This window comes from Parasphingopyxis marina, from assembly GCF_014237875.1.
Taxonomy (GTDB): Bacteria; Pseudomonadota; Alphaproteobacteria; order Sphingomonadales; family Sphingomonadaceae; genus Parasphingopyxis; species Parasphingopyxis marina.
In genome coordinates this window covers 1,558,397-1,583,393 of the sequence record NZ_JACJVJ010000001.1, presented here as the reverse complement: position 1 = coordinate 1,583,393, position 24,997 = coordinate 1,558,397, and the positions used below count along the sequence as shown (strand labels likewise).

The 24,997-nt window shown below is 64.9% G+C and carries 29 protein-coding genes; 19 read left to right on the top strand and 10 right to left on the bottom strand.

Annotation, left to right across the window (positions count from 1 at the left end; all coding sequences use genetic code 11):
- Window positions 1–104: 104 nt before the first annotated feature.
- Window positions 105–971: an energy transducer TonB gene (locus H6P80_RS07955; RefSeq protein WP_185800754.1), complete on the bottom strand. Its 867-nt coding sequence runs from the start codon at window positions 969–971 to the stop codon at window positions 105–107.
- Window positions 972–1,172: 201 nt separating this feature from the next.
- Between H6P80_RS07955 and H6P80_RS07950 the strand changes: the two genes are divergently transcribed.
- From H6P80_RS07950 to H6P80_RS07920, 7 genes are all read left to right on the top strand, one after another.
- Window positions 1,173–1,445, top strand: a complete 273-nt coding sequence (locus H6P80_RS07950) for a hypothetical protein (protein ID WP_328804960.1) — start codon at window positions 1,173–1,175, stop codon at window positions 1,443–1,445.
- A gap of 92 nt (window positions 1,446–1,537) precedes the next feature.
- A complete protein-coding gene (gene rpmH, locus H6P80_RS07945; protein WP_185800752.1) occupies window positions 1,538–1,672 on the top strand; it encodes a 50S ribosomal protein L34 in 135 nt (44 codons plus the stop codon).
- Window positions 1,673–1,692: 20 nt separating this feature from the next.
- On the top strand, window positions 1,693–2,019 hold the full coding sequence (gene rnpA / locus H6P80_RS07940) for a ribonuclease P protein component (RefSeq protein ID WP_185800751.1): 327 nt from the start codon (window positions 1,693–1,695) through the stop codon (window positions 2,017–2,019).
- A complete protein-coding gene (gene yidD / locus H6P80_RS07935) occupies window positions 2,016–2,243 on the top strand; it encodes a membrane protein insertion efficiency factor YidD (protein ID WP_185800750.1) in 228 nt (75 codons plus the stop codon). The genes rnpA and yidD overlap by 4 nt, the downstream gene beginning before the upstream one ends.
- Before the next feature lie 14 nt (window positions 2,244–2,257).
- Window positions 2,258–3,988 (top strand): membrane protein insertase YidC, encoded by a 1,731-nt coding sequence (gene yidC / locus H6P80_RS07930; protein WP_185800749.1) that lies wholly within the window; start codon window positions 2,258–2,260, stop codon window positions 3,986–3,988.
- A complete protein-coding gene (gene yihA, locus H6P80_RS07925) occupies window positions 3,931–4,620 on the top strand; it encodes a ribosome biogenesis GTP-binding protein YihA/YsxC (protein ID WP_185800748.1) in 690 nt (229 codons plus the stop codon). The genes yidC and yihA overlap by 58 nt, the downstream gene beginning before the upstream one ends.
- Before the next feature lie 15 nt (window positions 4,621–4,635).
- On the top strand, window positions 4,636–5,295 hold the full coding sequence (locus tag H6P80_RS07920) for a glutathione S-transferase family protein (RefSeq protein ID WP_185800747.1): 660 nt from the start codon (window positions 4,636–4,638) through the stop codon (window positions 5,293–5,295).
- 22 nt (window positions 5,296–5,317) lie between these two features.
- On the opposite strand, the gene H6P80_RS07915 is transcribed toward H6P80_RS07920, so the two are convergent.
- Window positions 5,318–5,767, bottom strand: a complete 450-nt coding sequence (locus H6P80_RS07915) for a cupin domain-containing protein (RefSeq protein WP_185800746.1) — start codon at window positions 5,765–5,767, stop codon at window positions 5,318–5,320.
- A 60-nt stretch (window positions 5,768–5,827) separates the two neighbouring features.
- Between H6P80_RS07915 and dapE the strand changes: the two genes are divergently transcribed.
- Both dapE and H6P80_RS07905 read left to right on the top strand, forming a co-directional pair.
- Window positions 5,828–6,958: a succinyl-diaminopimelate desuccinylase gene (gene dapE / locus H6P80_RS07910; RefSeq protein WP_185800745.1), complete on the top strand. Its 1,131-nt coding sequence runs from the start codon at window positions 5,828–5,830 to the stop codon at window positions 6,956–6,958.
- 8 nt (window positions 6,959–6,966) lie between these two features.
- Window positions 6,967–7,842 (top strand): ATP-grasp domain-containing protein, encoded by an 876-nt coding sequence (locus H6P80_RS07905; RefSeq protein WP_328804958.1) that lies wholly within the window; start codon window positions 6,967–6,969, stop codon window positions 7,840–7,842.
- Here H6P80_RS07905 and H6P80_RS07900 read toward each other — a convergent pair whose 3' ends face one another.
- From H6P80_RS07900 to H6P80_RS07885, 5 genes are all read right to left on the bottom strand, one after another.
- Window positions 7,843–8,547, bottom strand: coding sequence for a ZIP family metal transporter (locus tag H6P80_RS07900; RefSeq protein WP_185800744.1), 705 nt, complete (start codon window positions 8,545–8,547; stop codon window positions 7,843–7,845).
- A 10-nt stretch (window positions 8,548–8,557) separates the two neighbouring features.
- Window positions 8,558–9,064, bottom strand: coding sequence for a Smr/MutS family protein (locus H6P80_RS16500; RefSeq protein ID WP_328804957.1), 507 nt, complete (start codon window positions 9,062–9,064; stop codon window positions 8,558–8,560).
- On the bottom strand, window positions 9,061–10,326 hold the full coding sequence (gene mltA, locus H6P80_RS16495) for a murein transglycosylase A (RefSeq protein ID WP_328804955.1): 1,266 nt from the start codon (window positions 10,324–10,326) through the stop codon (window positions 9,061–9,063). Before mltA ends, H6P80_RS16500 begins: the two co-directional genes overlap by 4 nt.
- Window positions 10,323–10,985: a Tim44/TimA family putative adaptor protein gene (locus H6P80_RS07890; RefSeq protein WP_185800743.1), complete on the bottom strand. Its 663-nt coding sequence runs from the start codon at window positions 10,983–10,985 to the stop codon at window positions 10,323–10,325. The genes mltA and H6P80_RS07890 overlap by 4 nt, the downstream gene beginning before the upstream one ends.
- Window positions 10,986–11,076: 91 nt before the next feature.
- The gene (locus H6P80_RS07885; protein ID WP_185800742.1) at window positions 11,077–12,498 is read right to left on the bottom strand and encodes a serine hydrolase domain-containing protein; all 1,422 of its coding nucleotides are present in this window, start codon (window positions 12,496–12,498) and stop codon (window positions 11,077–11,079) included.
- Window positions 12,499–12,617: 119 nt separating this feature from the next.
- Here H6P80_RS07885 and secB point away from each other — a divergent pair, with 119 nt between their 5' ends.
- From secB to H6P80_RS07865, 4 genes are all read left to right on the top strand, one after another.
- Window positions 12,618–13,130 (top strand): protein-export chaperone SecB, encoded by a 513-nt coding sequence (gene secB, locus H6P80_RS07880; protein WP_185800741.1) that lies wholly within the window; start codon window positions 12,618–12,620, stop codon window positions 13,128–13,130.
- A gap of 33 nt (window positions 13,131–13,163) precedes the next feature.
- Window positions 13,164–14,738, top strand: a complete 1,575-nt coding sequence (gene murJ / locus H6P80_RS07875) for a murein biosynthesis integral membrane protein MurJ (RefSeq protein ID WP_185800740.1) — start codon at window positions 13,164–13,166, stop codon at window positions 14,736–14,738.
- Window positions 14,738–15,736, top strand: a complete 999-nt coding sequence (gene trpS, locus H6P80_RS07870) for a tryptophan--tRNA ligase (RefSeq protein WP_185800739.1) — start codon at window positions 14,738–14,740, stop codon at window positions 15,734–15,736. The genes murJ and trpS overlap by 1 nt, the downstream gene beginning before the upstream one ends.
- A 106-nt stretch (window positions 15,737–15,842) precedes the next feature.
- The gene (locus H6P80_RS07865) at window positions 15,843–16,505 is read left to right on the top strand and encodes a DUF4136 domain-containing protein (protein ID WP_185800738.1); all 663 of its coding nucleotides are present in this window, start codon (window positions 15,843–15,845) and stop codon (window positions 16,503–16,505) included.
- A gap of 73 nt (window positions 16,506–16,578) precedes the next feature.
- Here H6P80_RS07865 and dnaA read toward each other — a convergent pair whose 3' ends face one another.
- From dnaA to mutM, 3 genes are all read right to left on the bottom strand, one after another.
- The gene (dnaA, locus tag H6P80_RS07860) at window positions 16,579–17,946 is read right to left on the bottom strand and encodes a chromosomal replication initiator protein DnaA (RefSeq protein WP_185800737.1); all 1,368 of its coding nucleotides are present in this window, start codon (window positions 17,944–17,946) and stop codon (window positions 16,579–16,581) included.
- A 477-nt stretch (window positions 17,947–18,423) separates the two neighbouring features.
- Window positions 18,424–18,684, bottom strand: coding sequence for a 30S ribosomal protein S20 (rpsT, locus tag H6P80_RS07855; RefSeq protein ID WP_185800736.1), 261 nt, complete (start codon window positions 18,682–18,684; stop codon window positions 18,424–18,426).
- 106 nt (window positions 18,685–18,790) lie between these two features.
- The gene (gene mutM / locus H6P80_RS07850; RefSeq protein ID WP_185800735.1) at window positions 18,791–19,603 is read right to left on the bottom strand and encodes a bifunctional DNA-formamidopyrimidine glycosylase/DNA-(apurinic or apyrimidinic site) lyase; all 813 of its coding nucleotides are present in this window, start codon (window positions 19,601–19,603) and stop codon (window positions 18,791–18,793) included.
- A 188-nt stretch (window positions 19,604–19,791) separates the two neighbouring features.
- On the opposite strand from mutM, the gene ubiE reads away from it, so the two are divergent.
- Genes ubiE through dut form a run of 6 tightly spaced genes read left to right on the top strand, consistent with a single transcriptional unit; the run spans window position 19,792 to window position 24,993 of the window.
- Window positions 19,792–20,526 carry a bifunctional demethylmenaquinone methyltransferase/2-methoxy-6-polyprenyl-1,4-benzoquinol methylase UbiE gene (ubiE, locus tag H6P80_RS07845; protein ID WP_185800734.1) on the top strand — a complete coding sequence of 245 codons (735 nt, stop codon included), beginning with the start codon at window positions 19,792–19,794 and terminating at the stop codon, window positions 20,524–20,526.
- Window positions 20,523–22,055, top strand: coding sequence for a 2-polyprenylphenol 6-hydroxylase (gene ubiB / locus H6P80_RS07840; RefSeq protein WP_185800733.1), 1,533 nt, complete (start codon window positions 20,523–20,525; stop codon window positions 22,053–22,055). Before ubiE ends, ubiB begins: the two co-directional genes overlap by 4 nt.
- The gene (locus tag H6P80_RS07835; protein WP_185800732.1) at window positions 22,046–22,936 is read left to right on the top strand and encodes a methyltransferase domain-containing protein; all 891 of its coding nucleotides are present in this window, start codon (window positions 22,046–22,048) and stop codon (window positions 22,934–22,936) included. Before ubiB ends, H6P80_RS07835 begins: the two co-directional genes overlap by 10 nt.
- Window positions 22,933–24,132, top strand: coding sequence for a bifunctional phosphopantothenoylcysteine decarboxylase/phosphopantothenate--cysteine ligase CoaBC (coaBC, locus tag H6P80_RS07830; RefSeq protein WP_185800731.1), 1,200 nt, complete (start codon window positions 22,933–22,935; stop codon window positions 24,130–24,132). Before H6P80_RS07835 ends, coaBC begins: the two co-directional genes overlap by 4 nt.
- The gene (locus tag H6P80_RS07825) at window positions 24,129–24,569 is read left to right on the top strand and encodes a DoxX family protein (protein WP_185800730.1); all 441 of its coding nucleotides are present in this window, start codon (window positions 24,129–24,131) and stop codon (window positions 24,567–24,569) included. The genes coaBC and H6P80_RS07825 overlap by 4 nt, the downstream gene beginning before the upstream one ends.
- Window positions 24,532–24,993, top strand: coding sequence for a dUTP diphosphatase (gene dut, locus H6P80_RS07820; protein ID WP_185800729.1), 462 nt, complete (start codon window positions 24,532–24,534; stop codon window positions 24,991–24,993). The genes H6P80_RS07825 and dut overlap by 38 nt, the downstream gene beginning before the upstream one ends.
- The last annotated feature ends 4 nt before the right edge of the window (window positions 24,994–24,997 follow it).

Below are 24,997 nucleotides of genomic sequence, written 5' to 3'. Positions count from 1 at the left end.
TATTCAATTACCGAAAGAACCGCGCGGCTGGAAAGCGTTCCAGCCGCATTCGAAAACCGGCTGGGCGGCTCCGGAAAGGGTCGGCCACCGGCGATACCGCGCGGTCACGGCATTTGGAAACTCACGGAATTGACGTAGTAGGAGGCAACCGGATTGCCGTCCGCGTCCAGGGCGGGATCGAACCTGGCGCGGCGTTGCAGCGCTCGGCATACCGCGTCCTCGAAGCCTTCAGGCCGGGTCGACTGCTGAATATGACAAGCGGTGACTTCGCCGCTCAGGCCCACGTTCAGCCGAAAATAGACAATTCCCTGATTGCGCCCCCGGATCATGGCTCTCGGATAGTCCGACGTTACTATCCAACGGCCTACCGACCCGACCGGTGTCGCAGGCCGTGTCAGGCTCCGGTGGCGCTCTACGTCGATCCCCCAATGCGTCAGCAGTTCGTCCATGCATCGATCGAAGGCTTCGAACGGTTCCCGCAACGATCCGGTCTCCAACTGGATTGCCGGAAGGCCGGGCGCGTCAAAGAGGAGGTACTCGACCGCACCCAAGCGTTCGAAGCCGATCGGCTGGATATCGACAAATTGCGGGTCACCCCCAGGCGACCGCTCCAGCAATGCCTGCTCCTCCTCGCTCCACGGCGCGATACGCGGCTGCCCAACGACGAACATGGTTTTCGATCCCCGCGACTGACCCGTCAGGAATTCGATCTCCTGCTCCTCCTCGACGGGACCGAATTGAATCGTGGCTTCCCCTCTTGTATGCAGCCGGAGCAATCCCGGGCCCGTCAGGATCAAGCGAAAGCGATCGCTCGGTGAGAAGCGCGACATGACCATCGAGATTTCCTGGTCGCCCTCCCCGAATCTGCGCCCGAGGTTGCAATTGTCCTCCGCATAGTTGATTTCCCACGGGCCTGCCGCCGGCAGCCGGAGAGGATCGTCCGCCGCGCGGGACGCGGTGCTCCAGATCAACGCTACCGAAACTGCGGCAAGAATTATGCCCCGACTAAAAGCCATGCAGACAAATATAGGCGGGGGGCGTTTCCGGCGCAAACGCCCGGTAAAAAAGGTCTCCACAGCAGCGCTTTCAGCCTTGTAGCAAGACTTGCCGCACGCCACATGGGCGCCATGGTTCGGCCGTCCCCTTCCCCGCCCCCCGACAAGCGCGGCGGCGTGCGGCTGGCATTGACCGTTTTCGGCGGCTTTCTGTGCATTATCTCGCCTATCGTGGGGCTGTTGCCGGGGCCGGGCGGGATCTTCGTCTTCGCCGCCGGATTCGCGCTGATGCTGAAGAATTCCGCGATCGTCCGGCGGGTCTATGCGCGGCTCAAGGCCAAGCACCCGCAAAAGGGCCAATGGGTCGATTGGGCGCTGCGCCGGCGAAGCGCGCGGCGCCGCGCAAAACGCGACCGCGAAAGGCGGCATGAGGAACGGAGGGGCGATTGACTTTCCAGCCCGCTTTGACTAGCTACGCGACCAGATTGGAGGCCGCCCGAAAGGCGCGGCCCTTTTAGTTTCAGATTTTGAGGAAATGAGCGATGAAGCGCACCTTCCAGCCGAGCAATCTCGTGCGTGCACGGCGACATGGTTTCCGGGCCCGGACGGCCACCGTGGGCGGCCGCAACGTGCTGCGCGCGCGCCGCGCCAAGGGCCGCAAGAAGCTTTCCGCCTGACGACAGCTTCCGCACCGGGTTTGGCGACACTCCGCAAACGGCGCGATTTCCTCGCGGCGAATAGCGGAAAACGCGCCGCGATGCCCGGTTTCGTGCTGCTCGTCCGCGATCGCAAGGACGAGGACGACACCATCCGCCTCGGCATCACCGTAACCAAGAAGATCGGCGGCGCGGTCGTCCGCAACCGGATGAAACGCCGGTTTCGCGCGCTTGGCCGAGACCTCCTGCCCGAACGTGGCAAGCCCGGCGCCGATTATGTGATGATCGGCCGGCAGGGCGGCATCGAACGCGATTTCGCAAAAATGCGCGGCGAACTGGCCGAGGCGCTCGGCAGGATAAACCCGTGATCGCGAAGCTGTTCATCGGCCTGGCGCGCCTGTGGCAATGGGGGCCGTCGGCGATCCTGCCCCCCACCTGCCGTTACACGCCTTCATGTTCGGCCTATGCGATCACCGCATGGTCGCGCTATGGAGCCTTCAAGGGCAGCTGGCTGGCGCTTCGGCGCATCCTGCGTTGCCATCCATGGGGCGGATCGGGTCATGATCCCGTTCCGCTAATCGAGAATGAGTAGAATGGGGAATTGCGGTGGATAGTTCGCGCAACATGATCCTGGCGATCGTGCTTTCGGCGCTGGTGCTGATCGGATGGAGCTTCCTGTCCGAAAGGATCGCGCCAACGGCCACCGAACCGACGACCGAGATCGTCGAGGGGGAACAGGTCGCGCTGCCCAATACCGATGCGCCCGGCCCCGATACGCCCGCGGAAATGCGCGAGCTTTCCGAGGTGCTCGCCGAATCTCAGGCGACCCGCCTGCCCATCGAAACCCCGCGCGTCGAAGGATCGATCAACCTGCGCGGCGCGCGGATCGACGATCTTGTGCTGCTCGATTATCGCGAAACCATCGATGCGGATTCCCCGCCGATCCGTCTGCTCAATCCGGAAGGCGCGGATGCCGCCTATTTCGCGCATTTCGGCTGGGCCGCCGCCGATATCGAAACGCCGAACGGCAGCACCGTCTGGCAGGCCGATGGCGAAAGCCTGACGCCCGATACGCCGGTCACGCTCAGCTGGCGCAACGAAACCGGGCAATTGTTCGAGATCGTCCTCGCCATCGACGAGGATTTCCTCTTCTCCGTCGATCAGCGCATTTCCAATCTCGGCGACAATCCGATCACCGCCCGCTCCTACGCCCAGCTTTCGCGCTCGCTGCCCGAAACCCATGCCCAGCGCGAACCCGATACCTGGCTCATCCATTCCGGCCCGACGGGTTTCTGGACCGAAGACCTCAACCATATCGATTATGACGATGTGACGGCCGCCGGTTCGACGGGCGAGCGGTTCAGCATCACCGACGGCTGGCTGGGCTTCAACGACAAATATTGGCTGACCGCCATCTTCCCCGCGGCGGGCACGAACGTCGAAGCCGCCTTCATGCCGCTCGGCAATGAACGCTTCCAGGCCGTCTATTCGACGCCCGAAACCGTGATCAACGCGGGCCGCGCGGTAACGCGCAGCACCAGCTTCTTCGCGGGCGCCAAGGAAATCATCCTGCTCGAACGCTATGAAAGCGAAAACGGCCTGAACCAGATCGACCTCTCGGTGGACTGGGGCTGGTTCTACTGGTTCGAACTGCCGATCTTCTACCTGCTCCACTGGCTGTTCACGACGATCGGCAATTTCGGCGTCGCGATCATCTGCCTGACCTTCATCGTCCGGGGCCTGATGTTCCCGATCGCGCAGAAACAGTTCCAGTCGATGGCCAGCATGCGTGCCGTGCAGCCGAAGATGAAAGAGGTCCAGGAACGCTACAAGGACGACAAGCAGAAGATGCAGCAGGAAGTGCTGGCCCTCTACCAGCGCGAAAAGGTGAACCCGCTCGCGGGCTGCCTGCCGATCTTCCTGCAGATTCCGATCTTCTACGCGCTCTACAAGGTGCTGATGCTGTCGGTCGAAATGCGGCACGAGCCCTTCGCGCTATGGCTCAAGGACCTGTCGGCACCCGATCCGCTGACCCCGGTCAACCTGTTCGGCCTGCTGGATTTCGTACCGCCGCCCTATCTTGCCATCGGCCTGCTGCCGATTCTGCTGGGCATCACCATGTATCTGCAGTTCAAGCTGAACCCGGCGCAGATGGACCCGACCCAGCAGAAGATCTTCGGCATCATGCCCTGGGTGTTCATGGTGATCATGGCGCCCTTCGCTGCGGGCCTGCAGCTCTACTGGGTGACGTCCAACATCCTCACCATCGCCCAGCAGAAATGGCTCTACAGCCGCGATCCGCGCCTGAAAGAGCAAGCCAAGGCGACCGACGAGTGACCGATCAGGCGGCAGTCGAAGAAGCGGCCCGGAAATATTTCTCCGGACCGATCGACTTTCTGAAATCGGCGCCGACGCTCGAGCATATCCCCGAGGCGGACCTCCCCGAGGTCGCCTTTGCGGGCCGTTCGAACGTCGGAAAGTCGACGCTGATCAACGCGCTCACCAACCGCAAGGGGCTGGCGCGCGCGTCGAACACGCCGGGGCGGACGCAGGAACTGAACTTCTTCACGGTCGGCGATCCACCCGAATTCCGGATCGTCGACATGCCCGGCTACGGCTTTGCCAAGGCGCCGCCCGAGGTGGCGAAGCGCTGGCGGCACCTGATCAACGATTTCCTGCGCGGCCGCCCGAACCTGAAGCGGGTATTGCTGCTGGTCGACGCCCGGCGCGGCTTTCGCGACATCGATATCGAGCTGATGAAGATGCTCGACGAAGCCGCGGTCAGCTACGAAGTCGTCCTGACCAAGTCCGACAAGCTGAAGGAAACCCAGCTTGCCGCGACGACCGAGGCGATGGCGCTGCAGGCCAAGGGCCATGCCGCCGCCCATCCCGAAATCCTCGCCACCTCGAGCCAGACCGGATTGGGTGTGGACGAATTGCGCAAAGCCGTTATCCAAGCCATCGGCTAGCAGGAGCGGAAGTCCATGAAACTGATCATCGGCAACAAGGCCTATTCGTCCTGGTCGATGCGTGGCTGGCTCGCCTGCAAGCAATCGGGCTTGCTGTTCGAGGAAGTCGTCGTCCCGCTTTACGGCGAAGACTGGGAAAAGCGCCGCGAAGGCAATGAATTCGCCGCTTCGTCGGGCAAGGTGCCGGTGCTGTGGGATGGCGATACCGTGGTCTGGGACAGCCTCGCGATCATCGACTGGCTGGCCGACAAGGTCGGGCGCGATCGTTTCTGGCCCAAGGACGAAGGCGCGCGCGGCATGGCGCGGTCGATGGCCGCCGAAATGCATTCGAGCTTCCCGGCCCTGCGCCGCGAGATGCCGATGAACGTCCGCAAGGTCTATCCGCCGAAACCGGTCAAGCCGGACGTCGCGGCGGACCTCACCCGCATCCTCGAAATCTGCGCCCAGGCCCGCGCCCGCTATGGCGGCGAAAACCCGTTCCTGTTCGGCGATTTCTGCGCGGTCGACATCATGTATGCGCCGGTCTGCACGCGGCTCGTCACCTATTCGGTCAAATTGCCGCCCTTCGCGATCGGCTATGTCGAAGCGGTGCTCAACCATAGCTGGGTGCGCGAATGGATCGAGGCCGCACAGGACGAACCCTGGACGATCGAACAGTTCGAGGAAGTGGGCTAGGCCCTAGTCGTTCGGCGCCCGATCAAAAATCGCTGCCGTCCTTGCGCACCTGCCGGCCTTTGGCGGCGTCGAGATGCATGTCGATATCGGGATAATGGCAATCGGTGTCGGCGCTACGCCCGACGGCGATAAAGGTGCAGCTTTCCGCGCTTTCGTTGATCAGCACATGGCCGTTGCCGTCATTCTTGGGAAAGGCGGCGCAATCGCCGGCGCGCATCGGCGTACGGCCACTATCGTCGACCAGCATCGCCTCGCCCGAGAGCATCACCACGAACTCGTCCTCGCCCTCGTGCCAGTGCCGCTGCGAGGACCAGGCGCCGGGCTTCAGCTCGACATGGCTGACACCGAAATCCTTCAGCCCGCCCACGGGCGCAAGCCGCCGATACCAGCGTTCCTTCACAGCCCCCGCATATTCGGGCGGATAGCCGGTGGCATTGCTTTGTTCGATGGCGTCGAGATCGAGCTTGGGCATCGGGCTTCTCCGGTTCTTCTCCGCTAGGCAAGGGACGATGCCCCGGTTACACCCCCGCCCATGACCGATGCAATCGATCCGATCGCGCTGCTCGAAGAGCTGATCGCCTGCCCCAGCATCACGCCCGAAGAAGGCGGCGCGCAGGCCGTGCTGGAGCGGGCGCTGACCGGCCTCGGCTTCGATGTGACGCGGCTGGTGTCGGGCGAAGCGCCGCACGGGCCGGTGCCCAATCTCTTCGCAACGCGGGGAAGCGCCGGGCCGCATTTCGCCTTTGCCGGCCATACCGACGTCGTGCCGCCCGGCAAGGGCTGGGCCACCGATCCCTTCAAGGCGGAGACAAAGGGGGGCCTTCTCTACGGCCGCGGCGCGGTCGACATGAAGGGTTCGATCGCGGCCTTCATCGCCGCCGTATCGCGGGCGCCCGATCTCGGCGGCACGCTCAGCTTCATCATCACCGGCGACGAGGAAGGGCTCGCCATTCACGGCACGCGGGCGCTGATGGACTGGATGGCCGAGCGCAGCATCGTGCCCGACATGATCCTGGTCGGCGAACCGACGTCGCAGAACCGGCTCGGCGACACGATCAAGATCGGCCGGCGCGGTTCGGTGAATATGTGGATCGACGTGATCGGGCGGCAGGCGCATGTCGCCTATCCGCACGAGGGCGACAATCCGCTGCGGCGGCTGTTCAAGATCGGTACCCGCCTGCACGAGCTCGATCTCGACGATGGCGACGAATGGTTCCAGCCTTCGAACCTCGAAGTCATCACCGTCGATGTCGGGAACCAGGCGACCAACGTTATCCCGGGCGAGGCGCATCTCAGGCTCAATATCCGCTTCAACGTCCATCACACCGGCAACGAGCTCGTCGAGCGGGTTCGCGCCATCGTCGAGGAAGAAGCGCCGGGCGCGCGCTTCGAGGCGATCGTGTCGGGCGAGGCCTTCCTCACCGAGCCGGGCCCGCTTTCCGATCTTGTCGGCGCGGCGATCGGCGAGGTGACTGGTTTGACGCCGGAGCTTTCCACGGGCGGCGGCACGTCCGACGCGCGGTTCCTGCACACGCTCTGCCCGATCGTCGAATTCGGGCTTCTCAACGCGACCATGCACAAGCTCGACGAGGCGGTCGCGGTCGAGGACGTGCGTAGCCTCACCGAGATTTACGGCTCGATCCTGCGCCGCGCGCTTGGCTGAACTCCACGGTGCGGATCGCCTATCTGAGCAGCCGGCAGACGCTGCCCGGCTCACCGAACCGCCGGACCGATGCCTTCGAGCATGACCAGATGGTCGCGTGCCTGGACACAGGCTTCGCCCCCCATGGCGCCGAAATCGTCCCCGTCAGCTGGGACGATGAACAGGCCGACTGGTCGGCCTTCGATGCCGCCTTGATCGGATCGACCTGGGATTACCCGGACAGGCTCGGCGAATTTCTCCTTCGCCTCGAAGAAATCGAACGGCGGACGGCGCTGTTGAATCCCGGCGCGCTCGTCCGCTGGAACAGCCGGAAAACCTATTTGCGCGAACTGGAACGACGCGGCGTGCCGACGATCCCGACGCTCTGGCTCGAAACGGTCGATAGCCGCGCTGCCGCAGACGCCTTTGCGACGCTTGCGTCTGCAGACCTTATCTTCAAGCGCCAGATCGGCGCGGGCGCGGAGGGCCAGTATCGGCTGCGCAAGGGCGATCCCCTGCCCGCAATGCCCGAACCGATGATGGTCCAGCCCTTCCTCCCCGCGATCGCCGAGGAAGGCGAATACAGCTTCGTCTTTATCGACGGCGCGCTGTCGCACGCCCTGCAGAAGACCGCCGCGGCCGGAGATTACCGGATCCAGTCCACCTATGGCGGGCGGGAAAGCGCGATATCGCCTCCCGAATCGGACCGGAAGGCCGCGGAATCGGTGCTGGCGGCGCTCGACGAAACGCCGCTCTATGCGCGCGTCGATATGGTGCGCGGCGCGGACGGGGCCTTGCTGCTAATGGAACTCGAACTGATCGAACCGTTTCTCTATCCGCTCCAGGGCGATGGTCTGGGGGCTCGGATCTACGACGCCCTTGCGCGGCGCATCTCGACGCGCTGATCAGCCCCCCGCGATCGATCCGAGAAGATAGGCGAGCACGAGACCCAGCACCGTCGCGATTCCCGACAGGTGATGGTCCTCCTGATAGGCCTTGGGGAACACCTCGGTCGCGAGCGATGCCACAACGGCCCCCGCGGCGAGACAGCGGATGATGGCGAGGACATGATCGGGCACGCCGGCCAGCGCGACATTGCCGATGATCGCCGCCGCCGAAAGCAGGGCCGCCGTCGCCGCCCAGAGCAGGAATATCTTTTTCTTCGATCGGCCGCCCTCGCTCATCTCCTTCGCGCCGCCCGCCGCTTCGGGCAGGTTGGAGAGGAAGATCGAACCGGCCAGCGCCGCCACTTCGGGAGCGCCCGCCCCGATCAGCGCCACGCCGAGCGCCAGATTTTCGGGAATGCCGTCGAGCGTGATCGCGGCGAGCAAACCCCCGCCATTGTCCGATCCCCATTTCTCGTCGACCCAATAATCGAGCGCGGTAAAGGCGATCGCGCCCACGGCCACCGCGATCATCGCCGTGCCGAGCGAGGACTGGACGATCGAGGGCTCGATAAGCTCGCTGATCAGCGAATAGATGAGCGCGCCGCCCGCGAGCGCGATCAGGAACCCTTCCAGGATGCGGGGCAGCTTTCCGTAGATACCCCAGAGCGCGCCGAGCAGCAGCGCTCCCGAAACCACCAGCACGACGACCACGGTCATCATCATCGCCTGTCTCCTAGCTCCGTCGCCTCAGCACGATATAGAGCGCGCCCCGGCCGCCATGGCGCGGATGCGCGCCGCGCACGGCAGCGATATTCCCCGCATGGCGCGAGGAAGCAAGCCAGTCGCCGACCGCCGCGCGGATTTTGCCGCGCGTCACCGGGCCTTCGCCCTTCGGCGCATGGCCGGTGATCAGCAGCACGACCCGCGCATGCGAGGCGATCGCCTGTTCCAGCGCGCGGTCGAGACGGTCATAGGCGCGCGTCAGGCTGTGGCCGTGCAGGTCGATCGTGAAATCGGGTTCGGCCTTGCCCCGCGTCAGCTTGCGATCCCAGCTCGCATCCAGCGTCGTGCCGGGTCCGGGCGCGGACTTGCGCTCCGGCAAGCGCGGCGGGCGCAGCTGGGTAATCGGGCGCGCGGGTGCGTTCGATCGTTCGAGCGGAGTCCGGTCCAGCGGCTCGACGCTTTCGACGACCTTGGCCCAGAGCGCCGCTTCCGCATCGCTGAGCGAACCGCGGCTCACCGGCTGCGGCGCAGCCGTTCGGCCGAAGCGTTGGGAATGAGGATAAGCGCCCTGCCCCGGCTCGCCATGCCGCCCGCGATCCGGTGCGCCTCCTCGCCCGCGCCCCAGAAGGTGTCGAAACGGTTGGAACCCTGTATCGCGCCGCCGGTGTCCTGCGCAACCCACAGGCCGTCGGCGATATCGTGCGCGACATCGAGGAAAATCGGCGCGCCCAAGGGCGCATAGGCGGGATCGGCGGCGACCGTCGCATGGGCCGTCACATAGCGGCCCATCGAACCGGACGGCGCCAGCGCGGTGGATTCGGCGTAAAAGATATACCGCCGGTTGGCCTGCATGATCTCGCGCGCGTCTTCGGGATGGTCGCGCAGCCATTGCTGGATGCCCTGCGATGTCGTCTGGCCGGGTTCGAGCAGGCCGCGTTCGCGCATCAGCGCGCCGATGCTCGTATAGCTGTAACCATTATTCCCTGCATAGCTGAGCCGCATCGTCGCGCCGTCGGGCAGGCGAAGCAGTCCGCCGCCCTGCACATGGAAGAAGAAGAGCGCGACCGGATCGCGCGCCCAGGCGATTTCAAGGGCGCGCCCGGCAAGCGCGCCGCGGTCGATCTCGGCCCGGTCGAAATAGGGCAGCAGCCGCCCGTCGGCCTCGCGCACCACCGGCGGCAGGCCGGACGTATCACGGTTGCGCGTCTGCGGCCGTTCGATCAGGTCGTCGGGCACCCGATAGATCGGATAGCGATAATCGTCCCGGCGCGTGCGCGAAGCTTCGATCTCGGGTTCGTAATAGCCGGTCGCGAAGGCCGCGCCGTCGGCCACTTCCACGGTCGAAAAATGTTCGCCGAAGAAATCCCGGGCGTCGCGCGATGCGGTTTGCGAGGCGGCGCGGCAAGCGGGGACCCAGTCGGGCGCCGCCGTCAGCCCGGTCCGGTCCGCCTGGTTGATCACCGAGGGACAGCTGATCCGGAAGGCATGGAGCGCGCGCGCCGCATTGGCAGCGTCGATCGGCAGGCTGGCAACCGCGGGCCCGGGCCGCACGCCCGCGCCGAGCGCATTTTCGCCGGCGGGGGCCGGATACTGCAAATGGGGCAGCGGTGTCGGTTCGTAGCGATAATCCGGCGGCGGTACGGGCGGCAACGGCTGCTCGTCGACCGGCGCGCGGCTGACCGGCGGCGCGGGACGTTCCGCGCCTTGCGGGATGATCCCGGAACAGGCGGCCAGGGCAAGGGAAAAGAGGAGCGCCGAAGCGCCCCGCCGGACCGTCACGATCCCTCGTCGGTTTCGACCAGAATCCAGTTGGGGTCGCTTTCGCGGACATTGCGCTCGAAGGTCCAGACATCGTGCGTCGGCACGGCGTCGGACAGCGAACCGGCAACGACATTGCCGTCCTTGTCGCGCGTCACCGCGGCGATATCGGCGTCGAAACGCAGCCTGATCCGCGCGATGTGCGAGCTGTATTCGGCCCGGTCGATCTGCGTCCGTTCGATCGCGACGAGACGGTTGTCGAGCACATGTTCCTGCTCCTCGCGCGCGGCGATCGCCGCGTCGAAGGATTCGAAAACCTCGTCGCTCACCAGATGGCGCAGATCGTCGCGATCGCCCTTCCAGAAGGCCTCGAGAGTCATCTTGTAGGCCGCCTGCGCGCCGATCAGGAAGCTGTTCACGTCGAACGTCGAATCGGCGGCGGCAATCTTGCGGACGCCGGACAGCGCGGCCGGGCTCACCAGCCCGTCATTGTCAGAAGCGGCCTCGGGAACGGCATCGGGCACGGGTTGCGGCACCGGCGTAAGGGTCGGCCGCGGCTCCGCCGGTTGCGGCGGCAACCGATGTTCCTGCTCATGCCCGGTGCGCTGGCCCAGCACGCTGAACAGGCGCAAGCCGACAAACAGGGCCACCAGGGCGAGAAGGATGATTTCCGGGCTCACAAGGTCTCCATTACTAGCTCATCCCCTACATAGGCGTGTGCCGGGCGCGATTCAAATAGGGAATTGGCCGCTTGTACGCCGGGAGCCTCGATCAGCGGCCCAGCGCCGCCAGCACATCATGGCTGAAGCGGGCGATATCGAAGCCCTCGCCATCGCCCACCGCGTCGAATCCGCGGCGCACGATCACCACATCGAGCGCGGGCACGATCATCACATATTGGCCCCGATTTCCCATCGCGGCATAGGTCCCCTCGGGCAGGCCCTGCTCCGGCCCGAACAGCCAGAACTGCGCGCCATAGCCAACCCCGCCGCGCCCCTCAGGCTGATCCGGCGCGGGCGTCGCGACATAATCCGTCCAGCCTTCGGGCAGCAGCCGTTCGCCCTGCCAGACGCCGTCGTCGAGGTAGAGCAAGCCGAGCCGGGCCAGGTCGCGCGCGGTCGTCCAGACCTGCGAGGACATGATGAAATTGCCCTGCCAGTCGGTCTCGGCGGTCGTGCGCGTCATCCCGATTCGCCAGAAAAGTTCGCGATAGGGATAGGCGAGCGCCGTGTCGTCGGTCCCGATCGCGCGGCGCAGCGAATACATCGCGATCAGCGTGTCGTTGTTGGCATAGCGCCACCGCGTGCCCGGCGCCGCCTCGAGCGGCAGCGAGGAAATCGAATCGGTTACCGCCATGCCCCCGAAATAGATGTCGTCGGTGCGGTTGCCCGCCGTCGGGCTCCACAGGCCGCTGCTCATATGGAAAAGATCGTGCCAGCGGATATTCGCGCGCGGATCGCCTTCGGCCCGCCATGCCGGCACCATCACCGGGCTATCCAGCGACACGATATCTTGTTCGACGGCGCGGCCGATAACCGTCGCCGCGATGCTTTTCGCCACCGACCATGTCCGCTGCGGCCGGTGCGGATCATAGCCCTCGCGATACCGTTCGCCGACGATCGCGCCGTTCCGGACGACGACGACGGCGGTGGTTTCCGTCCCCTCTCCATAGGTCGCGCGGTCGAAAGCGCTGGCGATCGCCGCATCGAGCACGCCTTGCGCGCCGCCGGGCAGCGGCTGCACCGCCCCGGCATCGCCCATCGGCCAGGGTTGCGCATCGGCCATGGCGAGATCGGGCGCGTCGATATCCTCGGGAAGGCGCGGCAGATCCCATTCGGCCTCGGGGTCGGCGGCGATCGGCAGCTGGACGCAGCCGAGATGCGGCCGCCAGATCGCCGCGCGCGGCGGAAGATCGTCGGAAAAACGCACCAGAACGCGGCGGCGCTCGCGATCCACGGTCATCGCCACGTCGTCGATCAGCGGGCGATAGCTTGGATAGATCCGGGTCAGGTCGTCGGCGGCGACCTCCGCTTCGGTCTGCCCGGCATTGAACACGCCGCTACAGGTGAAAGCGGCCACATAACCGGCGGCGAGCGCGCGATCGTGCGGCGACACGTCGGTCTGCTGGGCGACGCCGGGCGTGGAAACGACAAATACCGCGACGGCGGCGAGCGCGAGGTTTCGGATAGCCATGGCCCTTCCCTGCCGCCGGATATCTCCCCTGACAAGCTTTTGAGCCCCATTGCCCTGTCCGCGCGCGGCTGCTAGCCGCAACCGGAATTTCATCCGGACATCCACTGAGGACTATAATCATGGCCGACGAACAGGGCCCCGCAATCGATCAAGCCGGCGGCGACAATGTGCCGCGCGCGAATATTCTGGCGCAATATGTGAAGGATCTGTCCTTCGAGAACCCGAATTCGCCCGCCGTCTACCAGACCAGCGAAACCCCGCGCATCGACGTGCAGTTCAACATCGGCAGCAACGGTGCTGGCGAAGACGTGCACGAGGTGCTGCTGAAGGTCGACGTGATCGCCAAGCATGAGGATCGCACCGCCTTCCAGGTCGAACTGACCTATGCCGGGATCTTCCAGCTGTCGAATGTGCCCGACGACCAGATGCAGCCCTTCCTGCTCGTCGAAGCGCCGCGTATCCTGTTCCCATTCGCCCGCCGTATCCTCGCCGATGCCGTACGCGACGGAAACTTCCCGCCGCTGATGCTGGAGCCGATCGATTTCGCCGCGCTCTACATGCAGCAACGCGCCCAGGTTGCGCAGGGCGGCAGCGACAATGTCGATATCGATGCGCCCATCGGCCAGGCCTGATCCGTCGGACAGCCCGGGGGCGGGCCTGACGCGATGAACCTATACCGGGCAACCGGCACGATCGGCGGGCTGACCATGGTCAGCCGGATCGCCGGTTTCGCCCGGGACATGCTCCTCGCCCGCATCCTCGGCCCCGGCATGGCGGCGGACAGTTTCTTCGTCGCCTTCCAGCTGCCCAACATCTTCCGTCGGCTTTTTGCCGAAGGCGCCTTTTCGGCGGCGTTCGTGCCGCTGTTCAGCCGCAAGCTCGGCAAGGATGGCGAGCTCGACGCCGCGGAGAGATTCTCCAGCGAGGTCGTCTCGGTCTTCCTCCCCATCCTGCTGCTGTTCACGGCGATCATCGAACTGGCCATGCCGGCGGTCATCTGGCTGATGGCGAGCGGGTTCCAGGACGTGCCGGGCAAGTTCGAACTGACGATCGCGCTGTCGCGGATCACCTTTCCCTATCTGATGCTGATATCGATGGTCGCGCTTTTGACCGCGATCCTCAATTCGATGTCGCGCTTTGCCGCCGGTGCCAGCTTCCCGATCCTGCTCAATATCGTGCTGATCGCCGCGATACTGCTGGGCGACCAGCTGCGCGGATCGAGCGGCGACGATATTCTCATCGCCTATGTGCTGGCGGGGGGCGTCGCGGTCGGCGGCGTCGTGCAACTGCTCTGGCTGTGGTTCTGGATGCGGCGCAGCGGGTTCACGCTCCGGCTCCACCGCCCGCGCTTCACCAAGGATGTGAAAGAACTCGGGATCATCATCCTGCCCGCCACCTTCGGCGCGGGCGTCTATCAGATCAGCCAGCTCGTCCAGCTTTTCTTCGCGACGCAGCTTCCCGGAGGATCGGTGAGCCACCTGAACTTCGCCGACCGGCTGAACCAGCTGCCGCTCGGCGTGATCGGCATCGCGCTCGGCACGGCGATCCTCCCCGCCCTTTCCCGCCATATCGGCGCGGGCGAGAAGGAGCAGGCCGACCGGGTCCAGTCCAACGCCATCGAGCTCGCCATGCTGCTCACCCTGCCCGCCGCGGCCGCCCTGATGATCTGCGCGCCGGCTTTCGTCAGCGCCTTCTTCCTGGGCGGCGCCTTCGATGCCGCGGATGTGGCGATTACCAGCCAGGTGCTCGCCGCGCTCGTCGCGGGGCTTCCCGCCTATGTGCTGATCAAGGTGCTGACGCCGGCCTATTTCTCGCGCAAGGACACCAAGACGCCGGTCTATGCGGCGGCCATCGTCCTCACCTTTTTCATCACCTTCAATATCGTGATGATCGACCGGCTCGGCATTGTCGGCATCGCCACGGCGACGGCGATCGGCGCCTGGTTCAACGTCGCGATCCTCTACACGCTACTGTGGAAACGCGGCCATTATCGGATGCACGCCGCGCTGATCCGCCGGCTGATGAGCCAGTTGCTCGCGGCCGGGGCGATGACGGCGGCGCTCTATTTCCTGATCCCCTATGTCGCGCCCTGGTTCGGCGGCGGCGTGATCGAACGCGTGCTGTCTATCGGCGCACTGGTCTTCGTCGGGATGCTCGTCTATTTCGGCGCCGCGGCGCTCACCGGCGCTCTCGACAAATCCAAGCTCGCCCTGCTCTTCAAGAAAAAGGCCTCTCAATAATGCGCGTCGTCTCCGGCATTCAGCCCACCGGCAACCTTCACCTCGGCAACTATCTCGGGGCGATCGTCAATTGGGTGAAGATGCAGGACGAAAGCGAGTGCCTGTTCTTCCTGGCGGACCTGCACGCGATTTCGATGCCGACCGACGCGGCCGCGCTGTCCGCGAGCACGCGCGAGATGGCGGCGGCGCTGATCGCCTCGGGCGTCGATCCGGAGCGGGCGGTGCTCTTCAACCAGGCGCGCGTGCCCGGCCATGCCGAACTGTGCTGGCTGCTGAACGGCACCGCGCGGATGGGCTGGCTCAATCGCATGACCCAGTTCAAGGACAAATCCGGCAAGAATCGCGAGGGCGCGTCGATCGCGCTCTACGCCTATCCGGTGCTGCAGGCCGCCGACGTGCTGCTGTACAATGCAACCCATGTGCCCGTCGGCCAGGACCAGAAGCAGCATCTCGAACTGGCCCGCGACGTTGCCGAGAAATTCAACGCCGATACCGGCACCGAGACCTTCATCCTGCCCGAACCCTATATCGGCACGACGGCGGCGCGGATCATGTCACTGCGCGACGGCACCGCGAAAATGTCCAAATCCGACGTGTCGGAAATGAGCCGGATCAACCTGTCCGACGATAGCGACACCGTGGCGAAGAAGATCCGCAAGGCGAAGACCGATGCCGAACCGCTGCCGGAAACCATGGCGGAGCTCGAAGACCGGCCGGAGGCGAAAAACCTCGTTTCGATCTATGCGGCGCTCGCGGAGATCGAGCCCCAGGCCGTGCTCGGCCAGTTCGCCGGCAAGGGCTTCGGCGAATTCAAGCCGGCGCTGGCCGATCTCACCGTCTCGGTGCTTGAGCCGGTTTCGGCGCGTTTCAACGCGTTGAAGGACGATATTTCCGCGATCGACGCCATATTGGAACGCGGCGCCGAGAAGGCCAAAGCCGCCGGTGCGCCGACTCTTTCTGCCGCCTATCGGGCTTTGGGGCTGCTCAGCGGCCACTAATTGGCGTTTATTTTCAGTATTTTATCTTTTCATTCCGCATTCATGCGGTTTTCGATAGTCTGCATCGTCACTATATTGGGCGCATAACGATTTTCGGAGACCTGCCATGACGATCGGCAAAAGGATTATGGTTCTGGCGACGCCGCTGCTGCTGCTCGCCATCGCCGCCTGCACGACGCCTTTCCGCGCGGATGTCGCGCGTTTCCAGCAAATGCCGGCGCCGTCGGGCGAAAGTTTCTACGTGCAGTCCGCCGACCCGGAAAAGGCGAGCGGCCTCGAATTCGCGACCTATGCCAATCTCGTTTCGGCCGAACTTTCGCAATTCGGCTATCGGCCGGCCGCGACCGCCGAAGACGCGACGCTCGTCGTGACAATGGACTATTCCGTCGACAATGGCCGCGACCGCGTCGTCACCACCCCCGGTTACAGCCGGCCCTATTATTGGGGGTACAGCCCCTTCTACAGCCCCTATTATAGCCGGCTGCGCTGGCGCTCGCCCTTCTATTACGGCTGGTACGACCCGTTCTTCGATTCGGGTTTCGGGCGTGACGATGTTCGCGTCTACACGCTCTACACCAGCGAACTGGACCTGCGGATTTCGCGCACGGCGAACGGCGAACCGGTTTTCGAAGGCCGCGCCAGGGCGCGTTCGCGCGACGACAATCTGACCGAACTCGTTCCCAATCTGATCGAGGCGATGTTCACCGGCTTCCCCGGCAATTCGGGCGAAGAGGTGCGGATCACGGTGATGCCGCGCGAAGAAGGCTGAGCCTCTTCGACAGCCAATAGAAAAAGGGCGCCGCTCCCATCCGGAGCCGCGCCCTTTTTTCGTGTTCCAGTCCCTAGCTTTCCAGCTTGCGAAGCAGCGAGCGCACGTCCGAATCGAGCTCCGAATCGGCGACGCGCAATTCCTTGATGCGCTTGATCGCGTGGATGACGGTCGTGTGGTCGCGCCCGCCGAAGCGCCGGCCGATTTCCGGCAGGGACCGCGGCGTCAGGCGCTTGGCCAGATACATCGCGACCTGCCGCGGGCGGGCCACTTCGCGGGCGCGTCTCGCTGAAGTCATTTCCGCATGGCGGATACCATAATGTTCGCACACGCTGCGCTGGATCTCGTCGATCGTGATCCGGCGCTGCGAGTGGCGGAGCAGATCGGCCAGCGTTTCCTGCGCGAAGGCGATGTCGATCGGCCGCTTGGACAGCAAGGAATAGGCGACGACGCGGGTCAGTGCGCCTTCGAGTTCGCGGATGCTGGCCGAGAAACGCTGGGCGAGGAAATCGGCAACGTCTTGCGGCATGTTGGCCTGCGGCATCTGCGCGAGCTTGTGCGAAACGATCCGCCGGCGATGATCGAGATCGGCCTGGCGCAGATCGGTGACGAGGCCGCCGGCGAGCCGCGAGGCGATCCGCTTGTCGACCGCGCCCAGCTCGTGCGGCGGCCGGTCCGCGCTAATCACCAGGCGGTGACCCGCCGCGATAATCTCGTTGATCGTATGGAAGAATTCTTCCTGCGTGGCTTCCTTGCCGGCGATGAACTGGACGTCGTCGACGAGCAGCAGGTCGGCCGAGCGCAGCTTCTGCTTGAAACCGATCGTGTCGCGCTCGCGCATCGCCGAGACGAATTCGTACATGAACTTTTCGGCCGACATATAGAGCACGTTGGAGCGCGGCTTCTGCCGCAGGAACTCATGGCCGATGGCGTGAAGCAGGTGCGTCTTGCCGAGGCCGGTGCCAGCATGAATATAAAGCGAAGAGAACATCGGCACGCCCGTATCGGCCATCATCCGCGCCGCGTTGAACGCAACCTCGTTGGCGGTGCCGGTGACGAAATTGGCGAAGACGTAGCGGTTTTCGAGCGGGGTGCCGATGCTGTCGCTGGTGGTGCCGGTCAGCTGCTCGGTCGGCGGGAGGACATCTTCCTCGCCGACGATGAAGAGCGCCGGACGCGAAGCGCCGGCGGCAGCGGCGATATCGATCTCGCGCACGCTCGGCACGGTGGCGCGCCAGGCATAGCGCAGGCGATCGGAATAATGTTCGCGAACCCAGTCGGCCATGAAGTGGGACGGCAGCTCCAGCTGCACCATGCCCTTCTCTTCCTCGAACCCGGTCAGCTTCATCGGCTTGAGCCAATGATCGAAGGTCCGCGCGCCAAGATCCCGGCGCAACCCGTTACGGATAGCCTCCCAGGCTGCCTCGAAGGGGCCGGACATGCTCACTGTTTCAAGACCATTTTCGCGCTGCACTCTATATCCCTCCCCTACGCTCGCCACTCCCCCTCGCCGCCGCATTGGGTACGCACGACCCACCCGATCCGGCGTGGCCAGACACAGAAAACCCGGTGCGAAAATAGGGATTTTCGCATCGTACCTTAGTCTGATGTCTGTTCGGGCAGTCGAGAATCGTAGCCGCCCGAGGACCTATTTGATGAAGTGTTAACGGCTTTTGCGCAAGGGGGCTGGACGTCAAAAAAATGAAATAAATGGGGTTGACACGGAGAGTCGCGATTCTCCGTATTACACCATGTAAATCATTGATTTAATTGAATTAATTTTACTTCATTTCGGATACGAAATGAGTTCCGGCGGATGCGACTCGTTGAAATCTAAGGCGTAACCAAAGTGCAAAAAAACTGTAGCGAGGCCGGTTTCAAGCGGACCGGGAATTTTCGTTCCCGGACCGTAATGAAACTACAGCGAGGCGACGCGCTTTGACAGCCGCGAGAGTTTCCGGGCGGCCGTATTCTTGTGATAGACGCCCTTGGCGACACCACGGGCCAGCTCGGGCTGCATCGCCTGGAGGGCCTCGGCGGCGACCTTCTTGTCGCCCGATTCGATGGCCGTCTCGACCTTCTTGATGAAGGTGCGGATGCGGCTCACGCGATTGGTATTCACAACAGTGCGCCGTCCGTTACGGCGAATGCGTTTCTTTGCCTGCAGCGTATTCGCCATGGCTAAACCTCGATCATCTGAAAATAAAAAGGCGCGGCTCTCGCCACACCGGAAGCGGAAGGCACCTAGCCATGAAGGCGCTAAAGGTCAAGGCCCGCAGCGCTTTTCAACGCTGGCAGCGCGGGCAGTAAAAAGTCGAGCGTCCGCCATCCGTGCGGCGGCGAATCGGCGTGCCGCAATGGCAGGGCTCGCCTTCCCGCCCATAGGCGCGCCATTGTTTGGAAAAATAGCCGAGTTCGCCGTCGGGGCGCGCAAAATCCCGCAAACTGGAACCGCCCGCTTCGATCGCCGATGCGAGCACGGCTTCTATCGCGCGCGCCAGCCGATCGAGTCGCACCATGCCGATCCGCCGCCCCATCGTGCCCGGCGCGATACCGGCCATGTGCAGCGCCTCGCAGACATAGATATTGCCGAGCCCCGCGACGACGCGCTGGTCGAGCAGCAGCGCCTTTATCGGCGCGGCGCGGCCGGCCAGCGCGGCGGCGAGATGGCGCGCCGTAAATTCCGGGCCGAGCGGTTCCGGGCCGAGCCGAACGAAGGGTGCGAAACCGGCAAGCGCTTCGGTCTCCACGATATCGAGCGAACCGAAGCGGCGCGGGTCGTTGAGCGCCAGCCGGCGCCCCTCCCCCGTCTCGATCAGCAGATGGTCGTGCGTCCCGATCTCCTCCGGGTCCACGCGCCAGCGCCCCGACATGCCGAGATGGAAGATCATCGTATCGCCGCGGCTCGTATCGATCAGGCCGTATTTGGCGCGGCGATGCAGCCTTGTGACCGTCGCGCCGGTCAGCCGCTGACGCAGGTCCGCCGGGATCGGCCGACGCAGATCGGGGCGCCGGGGATCGACCGACGCCAGGCGCTGGCCGAGGAGAACGGGCTCCAGGCCGCGTATGGTCGTTTCGACTTCGGGCAATTCCGGCATGGGCCCTCTCCGGGTGGAACCGGCACCGGCCCGCTCCCCCGCCCGGCCTCCCACAGGATATGCTCATTGGGAGGCCGGGTGGGGGAGCGGGCCGGTGCCGTTTGCGACAAACAACTCAGCTAAGATGCGTTTGCGGGCGCGGCAAGGCTTGGCTAGAGGATCAGGCCTTCCCAATTGGCAGTATGGCTATGAGCAACGAACAGGTATCTTTCGGCTATGAGGACGTAGCGCCCGACGAGAAAACCCGCCGGGTCGGCGGCGTCTTCTCGAACGTCGCGGCCCGCTACGACATCATGAACGACGCAATGTCGGGCGGCATGCACCGGCTGTGGAAGGACCGGTTCGTGCGCCGCGTGAAACCGCGCGAGGGCGAGACCATCCTCGACATGGCGGGCGGCACCGGCGACATCGCCTTCCGCATGGCAAAACGCGGCGCGCAGGTGACCGTCGCCGACATCAATGCCGAAATGCTCGCCGTCGGCATGGAGCGGGCCGAGAAGCGCAAGATCGAAGGGCTGAACTGGGCCGAAGAAAATGCCGAGGCGTTGAGCTTCGAAGACAAGAGCTTCGACGCCTATACGATCGCCTTCGGCATCCGGAACGTAACCCACATCCAACAGGCACTCGAGGAAGCACACCGCGTTCTGAAACGCGGCGGGCGCTTCTTCTGCCTCGAATTTTCGACGACGCTCTGGCCGGGCTTCGCGGAAATCTACGATGCCTATTCGCACAAGGTCGTGCCGAAGATCGGCAAGGCGCTCGCCCATGACGAGGACAGCTATCGCTATCTGATCGAATCGATCCGCCGCTTCCCGGACATGGACGCCTTCAAGGCGATGATCGGCGAAGCCGGCTTCGTGCAGACCAGGGTCGAACCGATGCTCGGCGGCCTCGTCGCCATTCACAGCGGCTACCGCATTTGACCCGTCCCCGTACGCATATCTGGCGGCTGCTGAAATGGGGCCGCATTCTCGCGCGTCACGGCGCGCTCAGCGGCATCGAGCGCGATCCGCTGACCCCGAAACCTGTGAAGCGGCTGATTCGCCTCGCCCGGTTCGGCGCGCGCGTGCCGAAACAGCCCACTTATGCCGATGCCTTTCAGGCGATCGGCCCGGCCGCGATCAAGCTCGGCCAGACCCTGGCGACCCGCCCCGATCTCGTCGGCGAGGAAGCCGCCAACGATCTCTTCCGGCTGCAGGACCGGTTGCCGCCCGTCCCCTATGCCGAGATCGAGGCAGCCATCGTCCAGTCCTTCGGCAAGCCGGTAAGCGATCTTTTCGACAGCATCGATCCCGATCCGGTCGGCGCTGCCTCGATCGCGCAGGTCCACAAGGCGGTGACGACCGATGGCCGGACGGTGGCCGTGAAAGTCCTGCGCCCCGGCATCGAGAAGGAATTCGCCCGCGCGATCGACACCTATGAATGGGCCGCCGCGCAGGTCGAGGAAATGGGCGGCGAACTCGCCCGCTTGCGCCCGCGCCTGACCATCGAAACCTTCAAGCGCTGGACGGCGCGCGAGCTGGATCTGCGCCGCGAGGCCGCCTCGGCGTCCGAACTCGCCGAAGCGATGGCGGCCGAACCCGATTATGTCGTGCCGGAAATCGACTGGCAGCGCACCGGCGGCCGGGTGATGACGCTGCAATGGTTCGACGGCGTGCGGATATCGGATCGCGAGGCGCTGGATGCGGCCGGCCATGACCGCAAGGCGCTGGCGGCAACGCTCGTCCACGCCTTTTTGCGCCAGGCAATCTCCGAAGGCTTTTTCCATGCCGACATGCATCAGGGGAATCTCTTCGTCCTTGCCGACGGCAAGATCGCCGCGATCGATTTCGGCATCATGGGCCGAATCGACCGGCGCGCACGGCTCTGGCTCGCCGAGATCCTGTACGGCCTGATCACCGGCAATTATCGCCGCGTCGCCGAGATCCATTTCGAGGCGGGCTATGTGCCTCCGCATCATAATCTCGACGAATTCGCGACGGCGCTCCGCGCGGTCGGCGAACCGATCCGCGGGCTGCCGGTCAAGGATATCTCGGTCGGCCAGATGCTGGACGGCCTGTTCGGCATCACCCGCGATTTCGACATGCCGACCCAGCCGCACCTCCTCCTCCTCCAGAAAACGATGGTGATGGTCGAGGGCGTGGCGACCAGCCTCGATCCCGACGTCAATATGTGGGAAACGGCGAAACCCTTTGTCAGCGAATGGCTGCGCAGCGAGCTGGGGCCGGAAGCGGCGATTGCCGACCGGCTGCGCGAGGATGTCTCGACCTTGCTCCGCCTGCCCGAACTCGTGCGGCGGCTGGAAGCCGAACTGCCGAAACGCGGCGCCGCGCCCCCCGCGCCGCCGCTGCGCGATATCGACACATGGAAATCCGGCAATGGCTGGCGCTATGCGGCTATCGCCGTCGCAGCTTTTGCAATCGGAGCAGTAGGAAGTTGGTTGTGGCTTTAGTGAAACGCGTAAAAAAGGCACTCGGGCTCGGGCCGAAGCCGGTGCGCCGTCCCGACGCGGACGGCGTTACCTATCGGCCCTTGCGCCCCCTTAAGGAGCGCCTGAAGGGCTGGCGTGCTGTCGTCACCAACGAGCGGCAGCGCGCAATCTACGACCGCGTCGCGCAATCGGTCGATCCGGCCGGCTATGCAGCGCTGCAGCAAAAGTATCGCGAGGAAATCGAGCAGGCCGACGAACTGGCGGTCACGAAATATGTCGATCTCGCGCCCTGGTTCATGATCCATTCGCGGATCGCCCTGCTTCTTGATATCGATACCCGCCCGCCCGGTTCGATCCTCGATATCGGCGCAGGCGGCGGCCAGTTTCTCGCGATCGCCAAGGCGCACGGGCACAAGGTGCTCGCGTTCGACAAGGCCGATCCCGCCGTTTACGCCGATCTGATCGCGCTGTTCGGCATCCCCCGGATCGAGGGCGGCGTAAAGCTCGGCGAACCGCTGCCCGACGAGCTGGGCCGCCACGACATGGTCGTCGTCAACGGCCAGGTGTTCGACGTCTTTCCCGGCGACAGGAGCCGCCGCTGGGACGTGCCGGAATGGGCATCCTTCATCGAATATCTGTGCGACACCCGCCTCACCTATCCGGGAACCCTGTTCATCGGCCTCAACATGTCGGCGGGGCCGACGGGCACGGAGGATTTTCTCTGGCCTCTGGTCGACCTTGCCGAACGGCACGGCGCCGCCGTCGACCGCAAGCGCGCGACGATGCGCTTCGATCTCGAAAAGCCGCTCCGCTTCGAGGAGATCGAGCACCGGCCGTGGGCGGAACTCCGCCGGCGCCCGACTCGACAAGCCGCCCGCAAGATCGCAAAGCCGACCCCATGATCGGCAAGCGCGTCCTCCTGGTGATCGGCGGCGGCATCGCGGCCTATAAATCCTGCGAGCTGATCCGGCTGATCCGCAAGGCGGGCGGCGACGTACGCTGCGTGCTCACCGAGGGCGGATCGCAATTCGTGACGCCGATGAGCCTGGCCGCGCTTTCCGAAAACGAAGTCTTCACCAGCCTCTGGAGCCTCAAAAACGAAACCGAGATGGGGCATATCCAGCTTAGCCGTGAAGCCGACCTGATCGTCGTCTGTCCGGCGACGGCCGACCTGATGGCGAAAATGGCCGCCGGTATCGCCGACGATCTCGCGACAACCTTGCTGCTCGCCACCGACACGCAGGTGCTGGCCGTCCCCGCGATGAACGTGCGGATGTGGGAACACGCCGCGACCCGCCGCAATGTCGAGCGGCTTCGCGCCGACGGTGTCGTCGTGATGCAACCGGACGAAGGCGCGATGGCCTGCGGCGAATTTGGCGAAGGCCGGCTTCCCGAACCCGCCGCTATCCTCGAGGAAATCGAAACGCTGCTCGCCTCGCCGCCCTCGGCCGCCCCTGCTCCGCTTGCCGGCAAACATGCCCTTGTCACCGCCGGGCCGACGCATGAGCCGATCGACCCGGTTCGCTATATCGCCAACCGTTCGTCCGGGCGGCAGGGCTTCGCCATCGCCGGCGCGCTCGCCCGGCTCGGCGCGAAGGTGACGCTGGTCACGGGCCCGGTGTCGCTCGACACGCCGCGCGGCGTAACCCGCATCGACGTGCAGACGGCGCGCGAGATGGAGGCTGCGGTCAACGAAGCGCTGCCCGCCGATGTCGCGATCCTTGTCGCCGCGGTCGCCGACTGGCGGGCCGAATCCTCGCCGCGCAAGATCAAGAAGGGCGAGACCGGCGGCCCGCCCGAGCTGCAGCTGGTCGAGAACCCCGACATCCTGGCCGGGCTCGGCGGCAGCGATCGACGCCCCGGGCTGCTGATCGGGTTCGCGGCCGAAACCGACAAGGTTGTCGGCCACGCCAGGGCCAAGCTCGACCGCAAGGGCTGCGACTGGATCGTCGCCAACGATGTTTCCGGCGACGTGATGGGCGGCACCGAAAACAGCATCCACCTGATCACCGCCGCCGGCGTCGAAAGCTGGGACCAGATGCCCAAAAGCGAAGTCGCCCGCAAGCTGGCCGAACGGATCGCCGAGACCCTGGCATGACCAGGCGCGACCTGCTGTTCCTGCCCGGCCTCGCTGCCTATGCCGATCTCGGCCTGGCGGCGCTGCGCCTGCTGACCGGCGGCTTCCTGATCTACGGCGTGTGGGACAATATCGTCAGCGCCGAGCGGATGGAGGAATTCATCGCCTTCATGGCCGCCTTCGGTTTCTCCTCGCCCGAAATCCTCGCGCCGCTGACCGTCTGGGTGCAGTTCGCAATCGGCATCGCGCTGGTCCTCGGCCTGTTCACGCGCTGGGCGGGCATCGTCCTCGCCGTCAATTTCATCGTCGGCGTGATCGGCGTGCATTGGGAGCAGACCTTCCGGGAATGGTGGCCGGCCATCGTGCTCGTCGCCATCGGGCTGCTCTACGCCACCGCCGGCGCCGGGCGCTGGTCGGCCGATGCCATCATCGAAGGAAAAACCGTTGATCGAGATTAGACTGAAACGGCTGCCGCACGGCGAAGGCCTGCCGATGCCCGCTTATGCGAGCGCGGGCGCGGCCGGCATGGATGTGGTGACGGCCGAGGATTTCACGCTGGAGCCCGGCGAGCGCATGGCCGTGCCCTCGGGCTTCGCCATCGCCATCCCGGACGGATATGAGGTGCAGGTACGCCCGCGCTCGGGGCTCGCCTTCAAGCATGGCGTGACCTGCCTCAACACGCCCGGCACGATCGACAGCGACTATCGCGGCGAGGTGAAAGTGATCCTCGCCAATCTCGGCAGCGCACCCTTTTCGGCGCTGCGCGGCGAACGCATCGCCCAGCTCGTTCCCGCGCCCGTGCTCCGCGCCGAGATGATCGAGGTCGAGGAACTCGACGATACGGTGCGCGGCACAGGGGGCTTCGGCTCGACCGGAACCTAGAGAG

Excerpts from the sequence above, each read along its gene's own strand:
- rpmH (WP_185800752.1), top strand. The coding sequence starts at position 1,538 with ATGAAGCGCACCTTCCAGCCGAGCAATCTCGTGCGTGCACGGCGACAT.
- yihA (WP_185800748.1), top strand. The coding sequence starts at position 3,931 with ATGGCTCTACAGCCGCGATCCGCGCCTGAAAGAGCAAGCCAAGGCGAC.
- H6P80_RS07920 (WP_185800747.1), top strand. The coding sequence starts at position 4,636 with ATGAAACTGATCATCGGCAACAAGGCCTATTCGTCCTGGTCGATGCGT.
- H6P80_RS07915 (WP_185800746.1), bottom strand. The coding sequence starts at position 5,767 with ATGCCCAAGCTCGATCTCGACGCCATCGAACAAAGCAATGCCACCGGC.
- dapE (WP_185800745.1), top strand. The coding sequence starts at position 5,828 with ATGACCGATGCAATCGATCCGATCGCGCTGCTCGAAGAGCTGATCGCC.
- H6P80_RS07900 (WP_185800744.1), bottom strand. The coding sequence starts at position 8,547 with ATGATGATGACCGTGGTCGTCGTGCTGGTGGTTTCGGGAGCGCTGCTG.
- H6P80_RS07885 (WP_185800742.1), bottom strand. The coding sequence starts at position 12,498 with ATGGCTATCCGAAACCTCGCGCTCGCCGCCGTCGCGGTATTTGTCGTT.
- secB (WP_185800741.1), top strand. The coding sequence starts at position 12,618 with ATGGCCGACGAACAGGGCCCCGCAATCGATCAAGCCGGCGGCGACAAT.
- murJ (WP_185800740.1), top strand. The coding sequence starts at position 13,164 with ATGAACCTATACCGGGCAACCGGCACGATCGGCGGGCTGACCATGGTC.
- trpS (WP_185800739.1), top strand. The coding sequence starts at position 14,738 with ATGCGCGTCGTCTCCGGCATTCAGCCCACCGGCAACCTTCACCTCGGC.
- H6P80_RS07865 (WP_185800738.1), top strand. The coding sequence starts at position 15,843 with ATGACGATCGGCAAAAGGATTATGGTTCTGGCGACGCCGCTGCTGCTG.
- dnaA (WP_185800737.1), bottom strand. The coding sequence starts at position 17,946 with ATGTCCGGCCCCTTCGAGGCAGCCTGGGAGGCTATCCGTAACGGGTTG.
- rpsT (WP_185800736.1), bottom strand. The coding sequence starts at position 18,684 with ATGGCGAATACGCTGCAGGCAAAGAAACGCATTCGCCGTAACGGACGG.
- mutM (WP_185800735.1), bottom strand. The coding sequence starts at position 19,603 with ATGCCGGAATTGCCCGAAGTCGAAACGACCATACGCGGCCTGGAGCCC.
- ubiE (WP_185800734.1), top strand. The coding sequence starts at position 19,792 with ATGAGCAACGAACAGGTATCTTTCGGCTATGAGGACGTAGCGCCCGAC.
- coaBC (WP_185800731.1), top strand. The coding sequence starts at position 22,933 with ATGATCGGCAAGCGCGTCCTCCTGGTGATCGGCGGCGGCATCGCGGCC.
- H6P80_RS07825 (WP_185800730.1), top strand. The coding sequence starts at position 24,129 with ATGACCAGGCGCGACCTGCTGTTCCTGCCCGGCCTCGCTGCCTATGCC.
- dut (WP_185800729.1), top strand. The coding sequence starts at position 24,532 with ATGCCATCATCGAAGGAAAAACCGTTGATCGAGATTAGACTGAAACGG.